At 59.9% G+C, this 18835-nt stretch carries 16 protein-coding genes and 2 pseudogenes; 8 read left to right on the top strand and 10 right to left on the bottom strand.

Going from position 1 to position 18835, the window contains the following annotated elements:
• Positions 1-90 precede the first annotated feature (90 nt).
• Positions 91-837, bottom strand: a complete 747-nt coding sequence (locus J4G43_RS55760) for a hypothetical protein (protein ID WP_208088531.1) — start codon at positions 835-837, stop codon at positions 91-93.
• 113 nt (positions 838-950) lie between these two features.
• Between J4G43_RS55760 and J4G43_RS42485 the strand changes: the two are divergent.
• Positions 951-1789, top strand: a pseudogene (locus J4G43_RS42485) (DUF1194 domain-containing protein).
• A gap of 428 nt (positions 1790-2217) precedes the next feature.
• On the top strand, positions 2218-2394 hold the full coding sequence (locus J4G43_RS42480; protein WP_208088530.1) for a hypothetical protein: 177 nt from the start codon (positions 2218-2220) through the stop codon (positions 2392-2394).
• Between the two features lie 90 nt (positions 2395-2484).
• Here the strand turns inward: J4G43_RS42480 and J4G43_RS42475 are convergent, their stop codons facing one another.
• The 9 genes and pseudogenes from J4G43_RS42475 to J4G43_RS42435 all read right to left on the bottom strand — a co-directional run bounded on the left by J4G43_RS42475 (position 2485) and on the right by J4G43_RS42435 (position 12635).
• On the bottom strand, positions 2485-3198 hold the full coding sequence (locus tag J4G43_RS42475) for a class II aldolase/adducin family protein (RefSeq protein ID WP_208088529.1): 714 nt from the start codon (positions 3196-3198) through the stop codon (positions 2485-2487).
• Positions 3195-4610, bottom strand: coding sequence for an acetate and sugar kinases/Hsc70/actin family protein (locus J4G43_RS42470; RefSeq protein WP_208088528.1), 1416 nt, complete (start codon positions 4608-4610; stop codon positions 3195-3197). The genes J4G43_RS42475 and J4G43_RS42470 overlap by 4 nt, the downstream gene beginning before the upstream one ends.
• A 6-nt stretch (positions 4611-4616) precedes the next feature.
• The gene (locus J4G43_RS42465; protein ID WP_208088527.1) at positions 4617-5624 is read right to left on the bottom strand and encodes an ABC transporter permease; all 1008 of its coding nucleotides are present in this window, start codon (positions 5622-5624) and stop codon (positions 4617-4619) included.
• Complete coding sequence (locus J4G43_RS42460; protein WP_208088526.1) at positions 5621-6625, bottom strand: ABC transporter permease; 1005 nt, start codon at positions 6623-6625, stop codon at positions 5621-5623. Before J4G43_RS42460 ends, J4G43_RS42465 begins: the two co-directional genes overlap by 4 nt.
• On the bottom strand, positions 6618-8102 hold the full coding sequence (locus J4G43_RS42455) for a sugar ABC transporter ATP-binding protein (protein ID WP_208088525.1): 1485 nt from the start codon (positions 8100-8102) through the stop codon (positions 6618-6620). Before J4G43_RS42455 ends, J4G43_RS42460 begins: the two co-directional genes overlap by 8 nt.
• A gap of 108 nt (positions 8103-8210) precedes the next feature.
• The gene (locus J4G43_RS42450) at positions 8211-9212 is read right to left on the bottom strand and encodes an autoinducer 2 ABC transporter substrate-binding protein (protein WP_028150067.1); all 1002 of its coding nucleotides are present in this window, start codon (positions 9210-9212) and stop codon (positions 8211-8213) included.
• 286 nt (positions 9213-9498) lie between these two features.
• A pseudogene (locus J4G43_RS42445) lies at positions 9499-10099 on the bottom strand (transposase); the annotation flags it as partial.
• A gap of 137 nt (positions 10100-10236) precedes the next feature.
• A complete protein-coding gene (locus tag J4G43_RS42440) occupies positions 10237-10659 on the bottom strand; it encodes an SseB family protein (protein ID WP_208088524.1) in 423 nt (140 codons plus the stop codon).
• A gap of 98 nt (positions 10660-10757) precedes the next feature.
• Positions 10758-12635: a sigma-54-dependent Fis family transcriptional regulator gene (locus tag J4G43_RS42435; RefSeq protein ID WP_208089560.1), complete on the bottom strand. Its 1878-nt coding sequence runs from the start codon at positions 12633-12635 to the stop codon at positions 10758-10760.
• 336 nt (positions 12636-12971) lie between these two features.
• Here J4G43_RS42435 and J4G43_RS42430 point away from each other — a divergent pair, with 336 nt between their 5' ends.
• The 6 genes from J4G43_RS42430 (at position 12972) to J4G43_RS42405 (ending at position 18830) form a co-directional block, all read left to right on the top strand.
• Positions 12972-14015 (top strand): NAD(P)-dependent alcohol dehydrogenase, encoded by a 1044-nt coding sequence (locus tag J4G43_RS42430; RefSeq protein ID WP_208088523.1) that lies wholly within the window; start codon positions 12972-12974, stop codon positions 14013-14015.
• A 57-nt stretch (positions 14016-14072) separates the two neighbouring features.
• Positions 14073-14444 (top strand): hypothetical protein, encoded by a 372-nt coding sequence (locus tag J4G43_RS42425; protein ID WP_225005428.1) that lies wholly within the window; start codon positions 14073-14075, stop codon positions 14442-14444.
• Between the two features lie 20 nt (positions 14445-14464).
• Positions 14465-14710, top strand: a complete 246-nt coding sequence (locus J4G43_RS42420) for a hypothetical protein (RefSeq protein ID WP_063629851.1) — start codon at positions 14465-14467, stop codon at positions 14708-14710.
• A 150-nt stretch (positions 14711-14860) separates the two neighbouring features.
• Entirely contained in the window at positions 14861-16531 is a 1671-nt protein-coding gene (locus J4G43_RS42415; protein WP_028156528.1) for an aromatic/alkene/methane monooxygenase hydroxylase/oxygenase subunit alpha, read from the top strand.
• A gap of 105 nt (positions 16532-16636) precedes the next feature.
• Positions 16637-17677, top strand: a complete 1041-nt coding sequence (locus J4G43_RS42410; protein ID WP_225005427.1) for a 2Fe-2S iron-sulfur cluster-binding protein — start codon at positions 16637-16639, stop codon at positions 17675-17677.
• A 49-nt stretch (positions 17678-17726) separates the two neighbouring features.
• Entirely contained in the window at positions 17727-18830 is a 1104-nt protein-coding gene (locus J4G43_RS42405; protein ID WP_208088521.1) for an aromatic/alkene monooxygenase hydroxylase subunit beta, read from the top strand.
• The last annotated feature ends 5 nt before the right edge of the window (positions 18831-18835 follow it).

The following is an 18835-nucleotide window of genomic DNA, read 5'->3' as shown; positions in this document are numbered from 1 at the left end:
CGCAGACCTGCACTACGTTGACAACCGGAGAGCCGCTGCCCTGAGCCCGCGGTAACCGAATAACTCGATACCGAGAAAGCTGCACCGCGCTCACGGGGCGCAGAGTGTGTCCAACCAGACGGTGGTCCCTTTCTTCTCGCGAGATTGCAAATGCGGAAGAGATTTTCGATAGCCATCACAGCGGGAAGGGCGCATTGCGGCGGAGCCGACCGTCATTCGCGCGCGCGCCGGGGCAGCCGTCACTTCATTGTGTCGATACTGTGCGCGGCCTGCATCGTTCAGTTCGCAACCAATCCAGCGCGGGCTCAATGCACGGCTCGCGATGTCTTGCAAAACCAGCTGAAGCTCAAGACGCGCCCCGCCGAAGTGTCCCAGCAACTCATTCAGTCCGGCCGCGATGTGGCGACATGGAAGACCATTACCATTGGTACCTTCGCTGATCCGCTTGGACTGCGCAATAAGCTGGACGGCATGGGCTGCGGTATCGGGGGGCAGGCCGCTGAAATACTTGCTCGACCGACATTCATCCTTGGCTCTCGCAAGACAGACGTGGAGCTTGTCCTCGTATCGCCAGCCCAGCTTGGATTCACGTCCGATACTGTGACCTTGGCTGATGTTTACGCGCGTGCTCGACAGCTCGGCTTCGAACTCGCGGCAGCCGAAGTCGGCCCGCAATTGCGCATCCAATATCTTGACCAGCCTATCGGTGAATTTCTCATCATCGGAATGGAGCCAATCAAGACGTGGAGTGGCGAGCCGATTGTTCTGAATGTAGCAAATGGCGGCGCCGGATTGATCCTCATCGGCCAGGACGGCAGAGCCGCCTCCGAAATACATGTGACATCTCGGTTCGTCTTCGCACGCTCGCATCAATCCGCACCCGGCACTGGACCGATCGATCAGGCAGCGGCGTTTCTGCCACCATGAAGAGGAACCAGCGCGAGGCTACCATGCTTCATCGTGTCTCCATCGCAGCGGCATTGATCGCTGGAGTGATCGCCGGAGGTAAGTCGCCAACACGGCCGCCCTCAATTCGGGGTACCGAGTGGTTGCCGGCAGCGAGCATCCATCGGTCGATGTCGAACTCGTTCTTGCTGTCGATGTCTCCTATTCAATGGATCCTGGCGAGCTTTTGCTTCAGCGCGAGGGTTACGCGGAGGCCATCGTTTCCAACGAATTTCTCCAGGCGATCAAGGCCGGGCCGAACCGAAGGTTGGCCCTGGTCTATGTGGAATGGTCTGGACCGAGCGATCAGAAAATCATCGTGCCGTGGAGATTGATCGACAGCCGCGAATCTGCAGCTGTGGTGGCGGCGGAAATCGCGAAAGCGCCGGTTCGCACGGGCTCACGCACCTCGATCTCTGGCGCGATAAATTTCGCATTGCCGCTGTTCGATGCGGATCCGTATCGTGGACTGCGGCGTGTGATCGACGTTTCCGGCGATGGCGTGAACAACGACGGAAGCCCAGTTACCATCGCACGTGATGCGGCGCTGGCAAGGGGCATTACCATCAACGGATTGCCGATCATGCTCGAAGGAAGGCTTCCGTCGCAAATGGACATCGACGACCTCGATCTCTATTACGAGGATTGTGTGATTGGCGGGTCAGGCTCGTTTATGGTGACGATCAGAAGCCGTGACGGGTTCAAGGAGGCGATCCGAACAAAGCTCGTGCTCGAGGTTGCCGGCGGCGTGCCCAGGGACCGGATCGTTTCGGTGACCGAAAGGGAGCCGCGAATATCCTGCCTCATTGGTGAGGCAATATGGGCGAAGCGAAGCCGGTGGTGAGCGCTTCGGTACCTTTTGGAAGGCGCACAGCTCGATCCGCGTTGAACGAGCGTAGTACGTCTGCTCACGGCCCTCAGCCGACATAATTGGCGTTATGGCTGACTTCCGCTTTACCGGAGATGTCCGACCTCATCATCAAATGCGGAAACCGCTTCCGTCGGCCGGAAAGGCAAGGATCGTGGATGCTGTCGCCCCCCACTCATCAGCAGGCGAGCTTGCCTGACACCCTCGCGGGCTGTGCACGAACGAAAAGAGCACGTATCCGGTGTGGTCGTCGCGCTGGGGGTAGCGAAGCTCGCTCCGTGCTGTTGTATTGGCGCGGCAGCTTCGGGCCTGGTGACCCGGAACAGAGCTCGTCAAGCGAACGCGGCCGTTGCAGACGATCTGTACAGCGCGTACGGTCGCCGATGCCGATGCAAGGAGCCCCAATGACTGATCGAGACAAGATTCTGATTGCCCTTGGCGAAAAGCCTCTGAAGGTTTTCGAGATCATGAAGCGCGTGAACATAAAGCATGAGGACGATTGCCAGTCGCTCTTGTTGAAGATGCGTGACGACGGCGCCGTGAAGTTCGATATTCACAAGGGATATTGGCTCGCTGTCTGATAATTTTCGCTTGATCACCAGCGGCTGGTAGAGTTGCTTGCAAGTTTCCTTAGCGAAGAGAAGACTAGCCGCGTTCAACGACACTCTGAGTCAATGTGGCGCCAGTTTCGACTGGGGCGTGGCGCGTGGAACATCACCGACGTCGTCAAGATCGGGCGCCTGGCCGTAGCCCATGCGTTTCATCTGTTCGTGGACCTGTGCCATTTCGGTCTCGCTGAGGCGCGGAGGTTCGCCGATCGCCAACGCGTGGACATACATCTTCGCCAGGGTCTCCACCTCCACGGCAAGCCAAAGCGCCTTTTCAAATGTCTGCGCCGTTACGATCAAGCCATGATGGCCGAGCAAGCAGGCATTTCGTCCTTCGAGCGCATCGACGGCATAATCCGACAGCGCTTGTGTGCCGAAGCAGGCATAAGGCGAACAACGGATATCGTTGCCACCGGCTACCGCGACCATGTAGTGGAAGCAGGGAATGCCACGCTCGTGCACGGCGAGAATGGTGCTGAAGGTGGAATGCGTATGAAGCACGACGTTTATGTCGTCCCGCGCTCGCAGAATATCGCGATGAAAACGCCATTCTGAAGAAGGGCGATGGTTGCCCTGGTAATTCGCGGCAAAATCCATCGCGACAATGTCTTCTGGCCGCATGCGCTCGTAGGGCAAGCTTGTCGGTGTGATTAGCATGCCGTTTGGAATCCGGTGCGAAAGATTGCCGGAAGTCCCTTGGTTGAGACCGTTTCGGTTCATCTCCTTGCAGGTATCGACGATGCCCTGGCGGAGATCGGCATGATTGCGGTCTGTCATGATGGGTGCTCCGAAAAAGAAATCCAGGATTGATAGGCGGCGGAAAGGGTGCGTTTGCACTCATCCTCGCCGAGCGGCGTGACAGCTTCAAGCACCACGCTCGAAACCGGAATCGTACGCGAAAATCTCCGCCACAGCAGCGCCGCGCCGAGCGCCGTTCCATCCCGAGATTGGCTCACGGAGACGCTCTGCGATGGCCGCAACGCGGCCAGAGCGCGCGCGAAGGGCAGGTTGGCGGCGAAGCCACCGTCGATGACGATGTGTTTCGAGCTGCCAAGCGCATCTAGACAGCGGTTTGCGCTGAATGCGGCGTAGAGGACTGCCAACCCCTGCCATTCGGCTGGCGTCTCGGGCCGCGGTCCGATAATGCGTCCGCGGTGAGCTGCACCGGGGAACAGTCCGTCATCCCCAACGAAGGAGGGGAGTGCCAGGGTTCCAAGGGCCAGTAGACTCGGCAATGCGGTGAGGACGGCTGCATCAGAAGCGTCGTGGTCTCTGCTGATCAAGTCGTATTCGCGGCCTGTCGCGATCAGCGTGGAGGGTACGTTCTCACCGTCGACATCGATATTGAGCACCATGCCGCGTGTGGCGTCGAGCTTGTCTAGCGCGAGGCCGCGCTGAAAGCCGATCATCCAGGTGCCTGTTGATAGGATCGAGGTATCGGCCATGCCGGCGGCCTTGTAGCGGAACAGGTTGGCGTTGGAATCATGCACGCCGCAGAGGATTTCGGTCGAGCGCGCCAGGCCGGTACGCTTGGCTACGGCCTCCGAAACCCTCCCTAGCACCGCACCGGCGGATGCCCGCTCCGGCAGAAGACGGTCCCAGCCGCGCTTGCGCATCAGGGAGGAAGGCTGATGGTGGAAAAGGTCCCAGATATGGCTCTGAGCCGCGAGCTGTGAAATTTCACTTGCAGCACACCCGCCGAGCCGCAAGGCGAAGTACTGCGCAGTCGTAAGATAGGTTTTCGCGCGGGCGAATTCGGCGGGATATGCGCTTTCCTGCCAGAGCAATTGCTTGCCGAGCCGCATCGCGCCGCTGATACCGCAAAACACTTCATCATAGGCAGGCGCAATCCGGGCGTAGGCCTGGTCGATCTCAGGCGGCGAGACCGCATCATAGTCCATCATCGGCAGCACTGGCTCGTCACCTTCGACAAGAACGGCGCCACACCCATGCGCGGTCGCGATCACCGCGCCGATGGTGTGGCGTTGCGTCACCACGGCCAAAGTGTCGAGGAACCACTCTTCCAGCCCGGCAAGATCATAGGCGAGGTATGGTCCTGCCGTGTTCGGCACATTCGGGATCGAAAGTGTTTCGAGCGGCCAGCCGTCCTCACTCGCGACCAGCAGTTTCAGATTCGTCTTGCCAATGTCGAGAACCGCGATCCGGGGAGAGGCTTCCGATCTTGTCATCGTTGTCTACCGGGGCGCTTTGCCGCCCAGATGAGGAACCGCGGCAACGGCAATCAGGATGCCACCCCAGATCGCCAGAGTGAGTAACTGGCTGAGATTGAGAAGGTTGAACGCCGAGGAGATCACCTGAAGGATTATCAGCGCAAGCAGCAATCCGCCGACTTTGCCAAAGCCGCCAAATGGATCGACGCCACCGAGCACTGCTGCAAGAATGGTGACGAGCAGATAGCTCTCGCCATATGCCGCGTTGGCTGAATTGAAACGTGCCAGCATGACGACCGCTGCGACACCGGCGAGCAGGCTCGAGAGGACATATAGCTTGAGCAGGACGGCACGGGTATCGACGCCGGAGTAGCGGGTTGCCTTCTCGTTCGAGCCGATCATGTAAACCCTTGCCCCGAAGGGCGTTGCGTTTAGCATGAGCGCGACGGGCAACGCACAGAGCGCCAGCACGATCAGGGCAAAAGGCACCCCGAGAACCGTTCCATTGCCGATGAAAACAATGGGCTCCGGAAATCCGGAGATGACATTGCCGCGCGTCAGGCCGATCGCGAGTCCCTTGCAGAGTGTCATGGTGCCGAGGGTTGCGAGGATCGGCGAAACGCCGAGATAGGCGATGACAAATCCGTTGACAAGGCCGACCAGTGCCGCGACGGCAAACCCTGCCGCAATCGCCAGCACCTGTACGCCGGCCCAGGCAATGCCTTGAGTGCCCGGAATGTAGTGCGTCAGCAGGAAGGCAATGGTCAGTCCGGAGAGATTAGCGGTGGCGATGATGGAAAGGTTGAGGCCGCCAGATAACAAGGCCAGCATCATCGCAAGCGAAAGGATGCCGAGCTCCGGCATCTGGAAGGCCATCGATTGCAGCGTGTTGACGGAGAAAAACCGGTCGCCGATGGTAATGGCGAACACCAACCAGAGCGCGACCAACAACAGCATCAGGGTTGCGATCGTCCCGCTGCCGGCAAAACGGATCAGGCGTCCGCGAAGGGCGAGGGTGGACTCATTTCTCATGGCCGCGCGCTCCGGGTCCGCCGTTCTCGCTGCGACCAGGCTGTTGCCGAGACCGAGATTAGAATGACCAACCCGACAAAAAATGGCGACCAGTAGGACGAAACGCCCAGCAAAATGATTCCATTCTGCAGGATGGCGAGCAGTGCCAACCCCAGAAACGTGCCGAGAACGGTGCCGACGCCGCCCATCAGGCTGGCGCCGCCGAGAACGACGGCCGCAACCACATCGAGCTCCTTGCCCACCAGCACCGTCGGAGCGACGGACTGTGCAAGCTGCGCCTGGACCAGTGAGGCGATACCGGCCATGACCCCCATGTAGCAATAGACCAGCATGTTGAGGCCGAAGACATGGAAGCCGAGTCGCTGCGCGGCATCGGTATTGCCCCCCATGGCGTAGATTTGACGACCGATATTGCTACGATTGAGCAGGAGCCAGGTGAAGAGAAATGAGAACCCGAGCGCGAGGATCTGCAGGTTGACGCCGTAGGACGTATCCTTGCCCCAATCGAACTCGAACCAGAATATCCCGGTCGCGAACCAGTCGGGTAACGAATAGATATATTTACCGCCCGTGAAGAAAATCAGCAGCCCATAGAAAATGTTCAACGTTGCGACGGACACGATGATTGATCGTATCCGAAGCTTCTGGATGAAGATCGCGTTGAGGGCGCCGAGCGCACCGCCAATGCCGATCGCGATCGCAAAAACGCAGATCCAGTTCGCGCCGTATGCGTTCGCCACCGTAAGCGTGACATATTGCGCCACCGATGCCGTCGCCGTGAAGGAGATGTCGATTCCGCCGGCGATCAGCACCACGAGCAGCCCGAGGGCGAGGATGCCTACGAATGAGTAGGAAGTCAGCAGGTCGAACAGATTCTGCATGGTCAGGAACTGGCCGTTCGCCGCGCCCAGGCTGGCGCAGAGCACGAGGATCACGATCAACAGCCAGAACTCATGGCTGCGCCGAAACCTGCCAAATGAAGCAAACCGCGATTCAGGCATTGACTGCCTGCCGAAGCGCATCTTCGGAGGTGTCTGCGGCCATCACGTCAGCGGTCAAACGCCCTTCGCGCATCACCAGCACGCGATGGCTGTGATAAAGTACCTCGGGGATTTCGTCTGATATCATCAGCACTGCGACGCCCTCGCGGGCCAGCCGCCGGATGATCTCATAAATCCCATCTTTAGCGCGGATGTCGACACCGACCGTTGGGCTATCGAGGATAAGCACCCGCGGGTTGGTCGCCATCCATTTGGCGAGCACGATCCGCTGCTGATTGCCGCCGGAGAGCGTCTTGACCGGGTTGTTGGGATCAGAGACCTTGATTCCGAGTTCGGCGACCCATCGCGCAACATGGCTTTGCCGCGCGCGTGCGCCAATCAGGCCGAACGCGCCGACGAGACGTTCCAGCACAGTCAGCGTGACGTTCGACGTGATCGACTGGTCAAGGATGAGGCCAAGTGTAAGCCTGTCTTCAGATACGTAGGCGATGCCTCGACGGATCGCGTCTGCATTCGTGTTCAGCGCGATGCGGTGGCCGTCAAGCGCCATGGTGCCTCGATCGGGTGGGTTCATGCCGAACAGCGACAGTGCGAGCTCGGTTCGGCCCGATCCAAGCAATCCGGTAAGGCCCACGACTTCTCCGGCGCGCAATTGCAAGCTCACATTGTCGTAGTCACCATCGCGGCCAAGGCCCTGGACTTCGAGAACAACCGCACCCACGGCAAGGTCGGGCACCTGTCTCTGATACTCGAAAGCCTTCCCGGTCATCAGGTGACTGAGTTTGCTGCCGTCGATGGTCGCTGCGGCAAAGGTGCCTACCTTGGCGCCGTCCCGCAACACCGTCACGCGTTCGGCAATTTCAAGCACCTCGTCGAGGCGATGGCTCACGAATACGACGCAGATACCGCTTCTTTTCAGGTCGCTGACGAGCTTGATCAAGGTGTTGACCTCGTGGCGGGTCAGCGACGCCGTCGGCTCATCCATGATGAGAAGTTTGGCATCCGCCGCCAAGGCCCGGCAGATCGCGACCAGCTGCCGTCCGGCAATGCTGAGTTCGGAGACTTTTGTTTCTGGATCGACCTCAACGCCGACCTTCGCCATTGTGGCCATGGCGATGGCCCGCATAGAGGACCAGTTCACCGTGTGGACGCCGCCAAGATGGTGCGCCATGGCGATGTTCTCGACGACGGTGAGGTTGGAGAATAGCGATAGATCCTGATAGATGACCTGAATGCCGCAATGGGTGGAGTAGACCGGGCTTAGTTTTGGGTACTCCTTGCCGGAAATGACGATCCGGCCTCCTGGTTCCGGCGCCTCGACGCCGGAAATGATCTTGATCAGCGTGGACTTGCCGGATCCGTTTTCGCCGACAAGGCAATGCACCTCTCCGACCTCCAGCGTCAGATCGACGTCGCGAAGCGCATGCACGCCGCCGAAACGCTTTGATATGCCGGACATCTCCAGGAAAGTCGTCAAGGCTTCGTCCTGTAATGGGACCGCTTGTCAAGCGATCGCCTCGACGCGGATCGCATTCCCGGCCGGAAAGCCGGGAATGCAGCGCGACGAGGCGGCTGTGGTGTAGTTCTAGAGTCCTCCGGCGATCAGTCCGTCGATGGTTTCTTTGTTGATCCGCATGATCTTGTCGACCTTGATCTGCTTGCCGGCCACATCGACCGCAGCCTTGCCGAGGCCGGGAACATCGACGCCATCCGTGATTGGCTTGCCATCAAGCACGAGCTTGGCAACTGCAACCATGGCGTAACCTGCATCGGTGGGATTCCACAGGAAACCTTCGCGGATGGTATCATCCGCGATGAGCGATTTCGCCTGGCTCGGCAGCACCGTGCCGACCACGGCGATCTTCTTGCCAAGGCGTTGCTGACGCACCGCATTGCCGGCCCCGATCGGCCCATTCGAGCCGAAGCCGAGAATGCCGCGCAGGTTCGGATAGGCCTTGATCACGTCAAGCGTCGTGCGCTGGCTGGTATCGATCTCGTCGGCGCCCGGGAAACGGTCGGCGACGAGCTTCATTTTCGGGAAATTCTTCTGCTGATAGGCAATCGCGGCGTCGGCCCATTTGTTGTGAAGCGGCGTCGTCAACGTCCCGACATAAACCACGTAATCGCCTTCGCCACCCATGTCCTTGGCGAGACGCTCCATCTGCACTTCACCGAAGCGAACGGAATCGATCAATTCGACATTCCAGTCACGGCCTTCTTGTTCGGGGCCCTCATGGGTGATGACTTTGATGCCGGCCGCCTGGGCGCGCTTGAGCACCGGCTCGCACACTTTGACGTCCAGCGGCACCAAGCCGATCACGTTGACCTTTTTGGCGATCAGGTCATCGAGCAGCTTTACCTGTTGTGCCGGATCGACGTTCGCCGGTCCAACCATGGTGGCATTGATGCTGAAGTCCTTGGCGCCCTTCTGGATTCCCTTTTCAAGAGCGTTGAACCACGGAATGCCGGCGATCTTCACGACCGTGACCATTTCCTTTTGAGCCTGCGCAAAAGCAAACCCCGGAAAACCGGTACCGGCGATCGCCGCCGCACCACCAAGCATTTTGATTGTCTGGCGTCTGTCCATTGTTCCCTCCCAGGAAGCTATTTTTAGCCTCTGCTCCTTTACCCGGCACTCGCCTGGCGGAGCAGTTGGCCTTATTCTTGATTGGCGGCGAAAATTTCGCCTCCAGCCTCAGGACTTGCCTGGGGATTAGAGACCAACGCTACGAGAGGTGTCAAGCAAGCGACATGTCAGCTAGCCCCGCCTGTGGCGATGTCCGGGCATGGCCGATTTTGTTGCAAAAGTCGGCTGTAACCGACGGATGTCTTTCGGCCATTCGGTAAGGCCGACCGGCTTTGATCCGCCGACCCTAACGCGCGAGGCGCCTCAGATTTTGAGCGATTGCAGCAAGAACAAACTCGTCCTGGGCGCCCCGTGGGCCACGAAGCCGAAGCCGACCAAGCCTCAGGATGCGCTTCAAATGCGCAAACCGCATCTCGATCTTCTTGCGCTGACGTCGCGACGTCTCGAATCCCTCGGTGCCAGCGAACGACCGGGCGACGTCCCGGGCGTGCTCATGTATGTTGCGCGGGATCTTGCGCGATGGTTCTTTTGGACAGCACTGCGGTTTAAGCGGGCATGCGTCGCAGTCGAGCTTGCTCGCACGATACAAAAGCGTTTTGCCCCCGTGCACGGTGCCGCTCGTCCCGAGCCGCTTTCCGGCCGGGGCAGTGGTAGGCGTCGCTGGTCGGATCATATCGAAAGTCGCTGCGCGAGAAGGTACCGTCATCTCGCTTCGACTTGTCGAACACGGGGATATGTGGTGCGATGCCCTTCGCCTCGACCAGCCAGTTCAGCATCGGAGCAGCCCCGTAAGCGGTATCCCCGGCAAGCCGCTCCGGCTTGAGACCAAAGCGCTCCTCTGTTCATTCGATCATTGTCCTCGCCGCTCCGACCTCGGCCTGGCGAATTCCCATCCGTCCGGCTCGGCACGAGCCTTGCGGGCACACTTCAGGAAATCAGGCAGATGGTCTAGTGAACTGATGTCGCTGCGCCGTTTTTCGAAATAATTCCGCTTGGCCGACAGCATCTGGCAGGAAGTCTGCGCCTATCGCGCGGACTTAATCGGCATGTGAAAGATCTCGCCACTCATGAGGAGGGCGATCTCGGCGGCGGGCAGTGGCTTCTGACATTCGGACAACGGATTGAGCCAGAAATTAGAGTCAGGCAACATTTCGAACAGATTGCGCGCGGCGGCGCCAAGGCACACCTCAGGCTGCTTTATATAGTCGTAGATGCGCTTCTTTGAGGTGAAGGTGGGGTGCCATTTCATGTTCTGGAAGTAGACCGTTGCAACGTTGATCTCCTCCTGAAATTTGAGCGAGCGACGGCGTCCAGGTTTCATCGGCGCTTCCGGCGTCAGAATGTAGATCTCCGTCTCGAGCAACGCGCGATAGAATGCTGGAACGATGCTGGCGTCCCTTGCGGCAGCCTGCATCAGGGCTTCGAGACCGTTTTCCGGTTCAAACATGGCGACACTCCCAATTGAACCCGACGAGGGGCTGGGCTTCAGCGCCTCCAGTTACAGCCGGATCGCGCTGCCGCCGCAGAGCCTTCGCCACGATCGTGCTAATCCTTGTTGCCGCGCAGGGCACGATAGATCGTATTGCGCGACACGCCCAGGCGGCGCGCGGTCTTGCTGATGTTGTTGCCCGTTTCCGCATACGCGGTCAGCACATGCGAGCGCTGAATCTCATGCAGATTGGCCTTGAGCCCACCACCCACCGCCTTGCCGGTCAAGCGCTCGCCGCCTGAATGTGCAAGTACGGACTCGACCGATGTCTCGTCGATCAGATCTCCTGGCTCGGCCAGCGACAATCGGGAAAGCACGTTGCGCAGTTCGCGGATGTTTCCATCCCAATCGAGTTCGGCCAAACGATCGATCGCCCCTGCGGTCAAATCCATCAAGGGGTCGATCTTGTGGATCAAATAGCGCGCGATCTCGGCGAAATCGGAACGCTCGCGCAAAGGCGGTAACGTCACCTCCAGCGTGTTGAGGCGAAACAGCAAATCGGATCGGAACCGGCCCTTCGCAATCGAGTCGTCGAGATTGGCATTGGTGGCAGACACCAGGAGAACGTCGAGCTGACGTTTGGTGCCACCGACCGGCCGGACAGTCCAATCGTCCAGAAAGCGCAGCAGCACGGCCTGCAACGTCACCGGCATGTCGCCGATCTCGTCGAGGAAGAGCGTTCCGCCGTCCGCTTCCTTGAACAGTCCCGCAGCCCCGCCCTTTTTTGCTCCCGTGAAAGCGCCCTCGGCATAGCCGAATAGCTCCGCCTCGATAAGGCTGTCAGGGAGCGCTGCGCAATTCACCGGGACGAAAGCGCCGGCCCGTCCACTGGCGGTATGAGCATGGCGGGCGAGTTGCTCCTTGCCGGTGCCGGTTTCGCCACGGATCAGGATCGGCATCTTGCGGACCGCCGCGACTCCCACCCGTTGGACAATGGAAGCGATCGCCGGATCGGCGGAGACGAACTGGGTGGGAACGTCCTTGGGCGTCGACGGCCGAGGCCGCGAGATGGCTTGCATCATCGAGAACTGGCGCGCGTTCTCGATTGTTGCGACGAACTGGCTACCGACCTCGTCCTCGAGGCGCTGGCGTTCCTTGCGCCGGCCTTCATCGACAAAGGCGTTGAATTTCGTACGAAAGACGTCGGCGAAGCGACGACCCGGCAAGGCTGGCAGGCCATGCAGCAGGACGCTTGCGGCCCTGTTGGCTGCAAGGATCCTGCCCTCGTTGTCGACGGCCAGCAGGCCCGCGCTCAACGTATGCAGATATTCGCCGCGGCTATGGAAAGCGATCAGGATGTTTCCGCGGTGATGTTCGCGGAACAGACCATTCTCGATCTGGGTTGCCGCCATCGCGACGAGCGCCTGGGTATGCGCCTGCCTCGACATGCAATCCGATGACGCATCCAGTATTCCGGCCAGTTCGCCATCGGGCGCGAAGATTGGCGCCGCGATGCAAGTAAGATTGTGGTAGCGCGAGAAAAAGTGCTCGCCCCCGTGAACGACGATGGCCCGCTTGAGATACGCGGCGGTGCCGAGGCCGTTGGTGCCGCAAATGGCTTCAGTCCAGATAGTGCCGGGCCGAATGCTCGCTGCGTTCGAGGCATCACTGAAGCTCGAGTCCGAGATGATGTCGAGCAGCAGGCCGTTGGCATTTGCAAAGGCGATCATGAAATTGGAGCCGGCAATCTGCTGATGCAGCGTGTGCATCTCCGCGAGCGCCAGGCCGCGAATCAGTGAGCAGCGCTGCTGCTCCTGGCGCAAAACGGCGGTGCTCACGAACTCAGGCGAAGGAGGGCGCAATGTATCGAGACCAAGCGAAATGCAGCGCATCCAGCTGTCGTAGATATCGGCCGATAGCAGCTCTGCCGGCGGCGCGCCGCGCTGATCGAGCGTCATCCAAGCATTGTCCATGCGTCGGCTGGCGGTCAGCATCATAGCTCCTCCGGGAGTCGCTGCTTGGCGATTTCCTCTTGGTCGTAGCCCGGTTCGGGTCGTTCTCGCGTGTGGCGCGGTTCTCACGATCATAGATCAAACAATCAAAAATCCAAATTTCTGCTCACCCGCTGTTGCTGCCGTCGAACTGTTCCGTCTCGGAACAGTCGCGCGCAAAGTCTGCTCCGAGGCGGATCGGCGCGAGCACTCCCGAGATCGCAAGAACAATAGAAAGATCAGGCCGTTGTGCGCTTGGCACAGCCCTTGCTCAACTGTTCAGCAAGATGGCGATCGCGTCAGATCGACAGAATAATAATTTTGCCGGGGAGGCGTTTAATGAAAGCGGCGGTGCTTCATGAGTTCGACGAGAAGCTGACGGCGAAGGAGTTCGTCAAGTTCGATGACGTAACTGACCCGAAGATCTCGCGCCCGATGGACGTGATCGTGCGCATCGGTGGTGCCGGCGTCTGTCGCACCGATCTGCACATCGTTGAGGGCATCTGGCGCAGCAAGGTCGACGTCAAGCTTCCATACATCATGGGCCACGAGAACGCCGGCTGGGTCGAAGCGATCGGCCCGGGTGTCGAAGGGATCAAGGTTGGCGACAGCGTAATTTGTCATCCCCTGGTGACCAGCGGGCATTGTCTCGCGTGCCGGCGCGGCGACGACATGCATGCGCTGGACAGCTCGTTTCCCGGCATCAATGCCAATGGCGGCTATGCGCAGTATCTGCTGACGGGGCAGCGCTCCCTGATCAAGCTGCCGAAGTCGCTCGCACCGAAGGATGTTGCTCCCTACACCGATGCCGGGCTGACGGCTTATCGCGCCGCGAAGAAGGCATCCCGTCATCTGTTACCCGGCGGACATGTCGTGGTGATCGGCGCCGGTGGGCTGGGCCATATCGGCGTCCAGGTTCTCGCAGCGCTCTGCGCGGCAGAAATCATCGTGGTCGATCGCGCCGAACAATCTCTCGAACTCGCCAAGAAGTGCGGTGCACATCATGTCGTGAAGGCAGACGGCAACGAAGTCGAGGCGGTGCTGGCGCTGACCGACGGGCGCGGCGCGGAGGCCGTGATCGATTTTGTTGGCGAGGGTGACGCTATCGCCAAGGGCCTGTCGATGACAGCGAACGCCGGCTACTACTACATCGTCGGGTATGGTGGGAAGATCGATATCCCGACCATCGACATGATCACATCGGAAAAGACCATCGTCGGCAATCTGGTCGGCACATACGCCGAGCTGGTGGAGCTGATGGCGCTCGCGGATCGCGGCCTCGTCGAACTCCACACCAAGGAATACAGGCTGAGCCAGGCCAATGACGCGCTTCACGATCTGCATCATGGACGCATTCATGGCCGCGCGGTCCTGATCCCGTAGGGCATGTGCCGCGACATGCAAAGCCTCGGTCCAGATCATCGAACGAGAGTGGTGCGAGTGACAAAGGACAGCCGATGCCGGCCACCGATCACCGCCGAGGAAGCCGCCGAATTGCAGCGCGCCCGCGATCGGATGATTGCCCGGGACAGGCTGATCGACGAGATGGTCGATAACAACGAGATGCAAATCAAGAATGAGTACGCGCGCGCCGGAGCCGAAATCGAACTCGCGTGCGCCGTGCGTAGCGCGGCGCGCGCCGACGCCGGACGCGACGCGCATGCTGAACTGGAGCGAGCGGTCGCGCGCCTGGAGATGCTCCGGGAGGAGCATCGACGCCTGGTGGCCGAGCGTGAATGGCTCGACACGTCCCTGCTGGAGATCGACAACGGTCCTTCGTCCGGCGACCACCAACGTTCGGGGCACGCATGATGAGCAGGAACAACGCAACCATGATTGCATCAAAGCAACAGGCACAAATGCCGTCTCCGCAACCGGACATGAGCGAGGAAGCCGGGTCGAAAGACGCCTTCTTCATTCAGCTGGCCGAGATCGCGGAGGCCATGATCGCCGCGCACGGCAGGGATTTCGCTACTGGTGCGCTGGTCCTCTCGGCGAAATTCGTTGCCGAAGGCAAACCTCTCATCAAACGAGCCAACGGAGGTGACGAGACCGTCAGCGCCGAGAAACCGGGCTGACGTGAAGCGACGAGTCAACAGATCAACCAATCCATTTAACGGACTTAAAGTGTGTTTTTCGGCTGAGAATTTCAACAAGGCGATCCAGGGGATTGACCTGGAACCGACGCGAGAATGCTGAAGATAACGCAACGTTCAAAGGAGCTGGAAATGTCTGCAAGTCTGACACTGAACAAGATCACAGCGCAGAAGGGGATCAGCATCGCTGAAGCGGCCAACCGCGTCGCGGACCTTGGTTGGACGCCAAGCTACGTGCAGGAGGCGATGACTTTCCCAACCGACTACAAGATCTCGAAGACACCGCGCGACCCGATGAAGCAGGTCCTGCGGTCATATTTCCCGATGCAGGAAGAGAAAGACAACCGCGTCTATGGCGCGCTGGATGCGGCGTTGCGCGGCGACATGTTCCGCAATGTCGAGCCGCGATGGGTCGAGTGGATGAAGCTGTTCCTGGCGATCATCCCGTTCCCGGAGATCTCGGCGGCGCGTTCGATGGCGATGGTCGGGCGGTTGGCGCCCGGCGAGGAATTGCGCACCGGCTTCACCATGCAGATGGTCGACGAGTTCCGGCACTCGACGATCCAGATGAACCTCAAGAAGTGGTACATGGAGAATTACATCGATCCAGCCGGGTTCGATATCACGGAAGCCGCGTTCGGCAAATGCTATGCGACCACGATCGGCCGCCAGTTCGCCGAGGGCTTCCTGACCGGTGACGCAATCACCGCGGCCAACGTCTATCTGACGGTCGTCGCGGAAACCGCCTTCACCAATACCCTGTTCGTGGCGATGCCGTCGGAAGCGGCGCGCAACGGCGACTATGCATTGCCGACCGTGTTCCTGTCGGTCCAGTCGGACGAATCCCGTCATATCGGCAACGGTCACTCGATGCTGATGGCGATGATCAACGATCCGTCGAACCACCAGTTGCTGGAGCGCGATCTGAAATACGCCTTCTGGCAGAATCACGCGATTGTCGATGCCGCGATCGGGACGTTCATCGAGTACGGCACGACCAACCGCGACAAGAACAAGGAGTCCTACGCCGAGCTCTGGCATCGCTGGATCTACGAAGACTATTACCGGACCTACATGCTGCCGCTCGAGAAATACGGCATCAAGATCCATCACGATGACGTCGCCGCCGCCTGGGATCGGATCGTCAAGAAGAACTATGTCCACAAGACCGCGCAGTTCTTCACGGTCGGATGGTCGGTGAACTTCTGGCGTATCGAGGCCCAGACCGAGCGGGACTTCGAGTGGTTCGAGCACAAATATCCGGGCTGGTACGCCGAATTCGGCGACTTCTGGAAATGGCACGCCAAGCTCAGCGTGCCCGGCGAGACCAACATCCTCTTCAACAGCGAGGTGGGCTATTCATACCCGCATCGCTGCTGGAGCTGCATGGTCCCTTGCCTGATCCGCGAGGACTTCGTCTGCGACGAGGTCGACGGCAAGATCTACACTTACTGCTCCGAAGGTTGCCGTTGGACCCACAAGGTGGCGTTCGCCGCGGAATACGAGGGCCGCGCGACGCCGGCAATGGGCCGCTTCAGCGGTCGCCGTGAATGGGAGGACTGCTATCACGGCTGGGACGTCGCCGACGCGATCAAGGATCTCGGTTTTGTCCGGCCCGACGGCAAGACCATGATCGCGCAACCGCATCTGCGCTTCGACTCCAAGGACATGTGGACGCTCGATCACGTGCGCGGACACACGCTTGGCAGTCCGTTGCGTGGCTTCAGAGCGCTTTCGCCGATCGAGCGCGAGGTGGCGACGGCCGAATACCGAAAGGGCTTCAAGATCAATCCCTGCCACTAAAGAGATGATGAGGGGGAGGGGCCGCTTTCGGCGGCCCCTCTTGCCGGGACCGGCAACGGTTTGCCGATCGTTCTGTACAACTGCCACGACGACAGGGCCGGGATAATGACGGACGTGCGGGTTCACAAGGTTCGTTTCGAACCAGTGGGTATCGAGATGGAAGTGGAAGAGGGCGAGACCGTCCTCGATGCCGCATTTCGTCAGGGCATATCGCTGATGCATGGCTGCAAGGAAGGTCAGTGCGGCAGCTGCAAATCAAAGCTGATCGAGGGGGACATCGAGCTTCTGAAATACTCGACCTTCGCTCTGCCGGATTACGAGAGCGAGACCGGCCACGTCCTGTTGTGCCGGACGCATGTCTACAGTGATATCGCTGTTGAATTGCTCAACTATGACGAAGACCTGCTCAGCCGTTCGATCGCGGTGAAGGCATTTTCCGGCCGCGTGGCAGGGATTAGCACGCTGACGTCAGACATCAGATTGCTGGAGATCGAGATCGAGAGGCCGATGAAGTTCTGGGCAGGCCAGTACGTCGATCTGACGCTTCAGGATGGCACCATCACCCGCGCCTTTTCGATGGCGAACCCGCCCGGAGAAGGCACGAATCTCCGCTTCATCATCAAGAAATATCCGAATGGGGCGTTTTCGTCCCAGCTCGATGGGAAATTGGCCGTCGGCGACGCCGTGATCGCCAAGGGGCCGTATGGCACCTGCTTCCGGCGCGAAGAACGTCCGGGGCCGATGCTGCTGATCGGCGGCGGCTCGGGCATGTCGCCGCTGTGGTCGATCCTGGCCGATCACATCGGGAGCGGCGAGCAGAGACCGGTCCGGTTTTTCTACGGAGCGCGTACCCGCGCCGACTTGTTCTACCTCGATGAGCTCGCGGCCATCGCGGCGCGGCTGAACGATTTCAAATTCGTGCCGGCACTGTCGCATGCGGAGACGGGTGACGGCTGGGACGGCGAGACCGGACTGATCCACGAGGTCGTGCTGCGCCATCTGCGCGAGGAGAAGCTGAGCGGTGCCATCGACGCCTACGCGTGCGGGCCGACGCCGATGATCGACGCCGTATTGCCCGTGCTGCAAATGAACGGCGTTGAGCCGGACCACATCTATTTCGACAAGTTTACGCCGGCGGTGCGATGACGGCGTTCAAGGTTCGTCGCAGAACAGAATGGCAGAAAGGGAGTAAGCAATGAGCGCGCAAACGAGCAGAGCAACAGCGACCAAGCCTGCGGCAATCGTCAAATCCGGAGCCGCGGGGGCAGCGGTTTTCCCGGGCTCCGACAGCCGCAAGTACAATTACTTTGAGCCGAAGGGGCGCAAGGCGACCCATTACGAAGACATGACGGTCGATGTTCAACCCGATCCGGAGCGCTATCTGCTGCAGGATTGGATCATCTCGTTCCCTGACGGAACGCCGACCTATTCCAAGGACTGGACGGCGGCAAAAAGCTCGAACTGGCACAAATTCCGCGCTGTCGACCAGGAGTGGGAGCGTACCCATTATCAGCGCCAGTCGACGATCTGCGGCATGGTGCAGAACACCATCGAGAATGGCCGGAAATCGGGCGCGCCGACCCGCTTCGATCCCGCCTGGGTGAAGATATTGCAGAACCATCTCGGAGCCTACAAGCATGCCGAGTTCGGTCTCGGCACCTCGACGATGCAGGCGCAGCGTTACGGCTACACGCAGATGGTCAACAATGCGATCTTGACCAACTCGTCCTACAAGCTTCGCTTCGCGCAGGACATCACTCTTTATCTGAGCGAAATCGGCCTCGACCTTCCAGGCTTCGACATTGCCGCCGGCAAGAAGCACTGGCTGGAAGATCCGATCTGGCAAGGCGTGCGCAAGTCGGTTGAATCAGTGATGGGTTCAAACGACTATCTCGAGCAATATTTTGCGACCAATGCGGTGTTCGAGCCGTTGGTCGGCGAACTCTTCCGCTCAGGCTTCCTGATGCAGGCGGCGTCTGCGCAGAACGACTTCATCACTCCGGCTGTCGTCTCCGCTGCGGAGGCCGACTATGAGCGCAATCTCGCCAACACCGTCGAGCTGTTCCACATCCTCGGCACGGATCCGACCTTTGGGGCGCAGAACCTTGCGTTGTTCAACAAATGGTTGGCCAATCATGCCGATCTCGCGCTCGATGCCGCCAATCATTTGCAGCCCATCTGGTCGCAGCCTCGGGTCAAGGTCGCGGCTTTCGCCGATGCCATGGCGCACGCGAAGAATCGTATCAGGGGTATCGCCGCCGAGCTTGGCCTGACGGTTCCGGCCGGACTGGCGTCGTAATCGGC

Origin of the sequence: Bradyrhizobium barranii subsp. barranii, assembly GCF_017565645.3 — a bacterium.
In the GTDB taxonomy this organism is placed as follows: domain Bacteria; phylum Pseudomonadota; class Alphaproteobacteria; order Rhizobiales; family Xanthobacteraceae; genus Bradyrhizobium; species Bradyrhizobium barranii.
The sequence above is the reverse complement of the archived record's forward strand: the minus strand, read 5'-3'. Positions and strand labels throughout refer to the sequence as shown.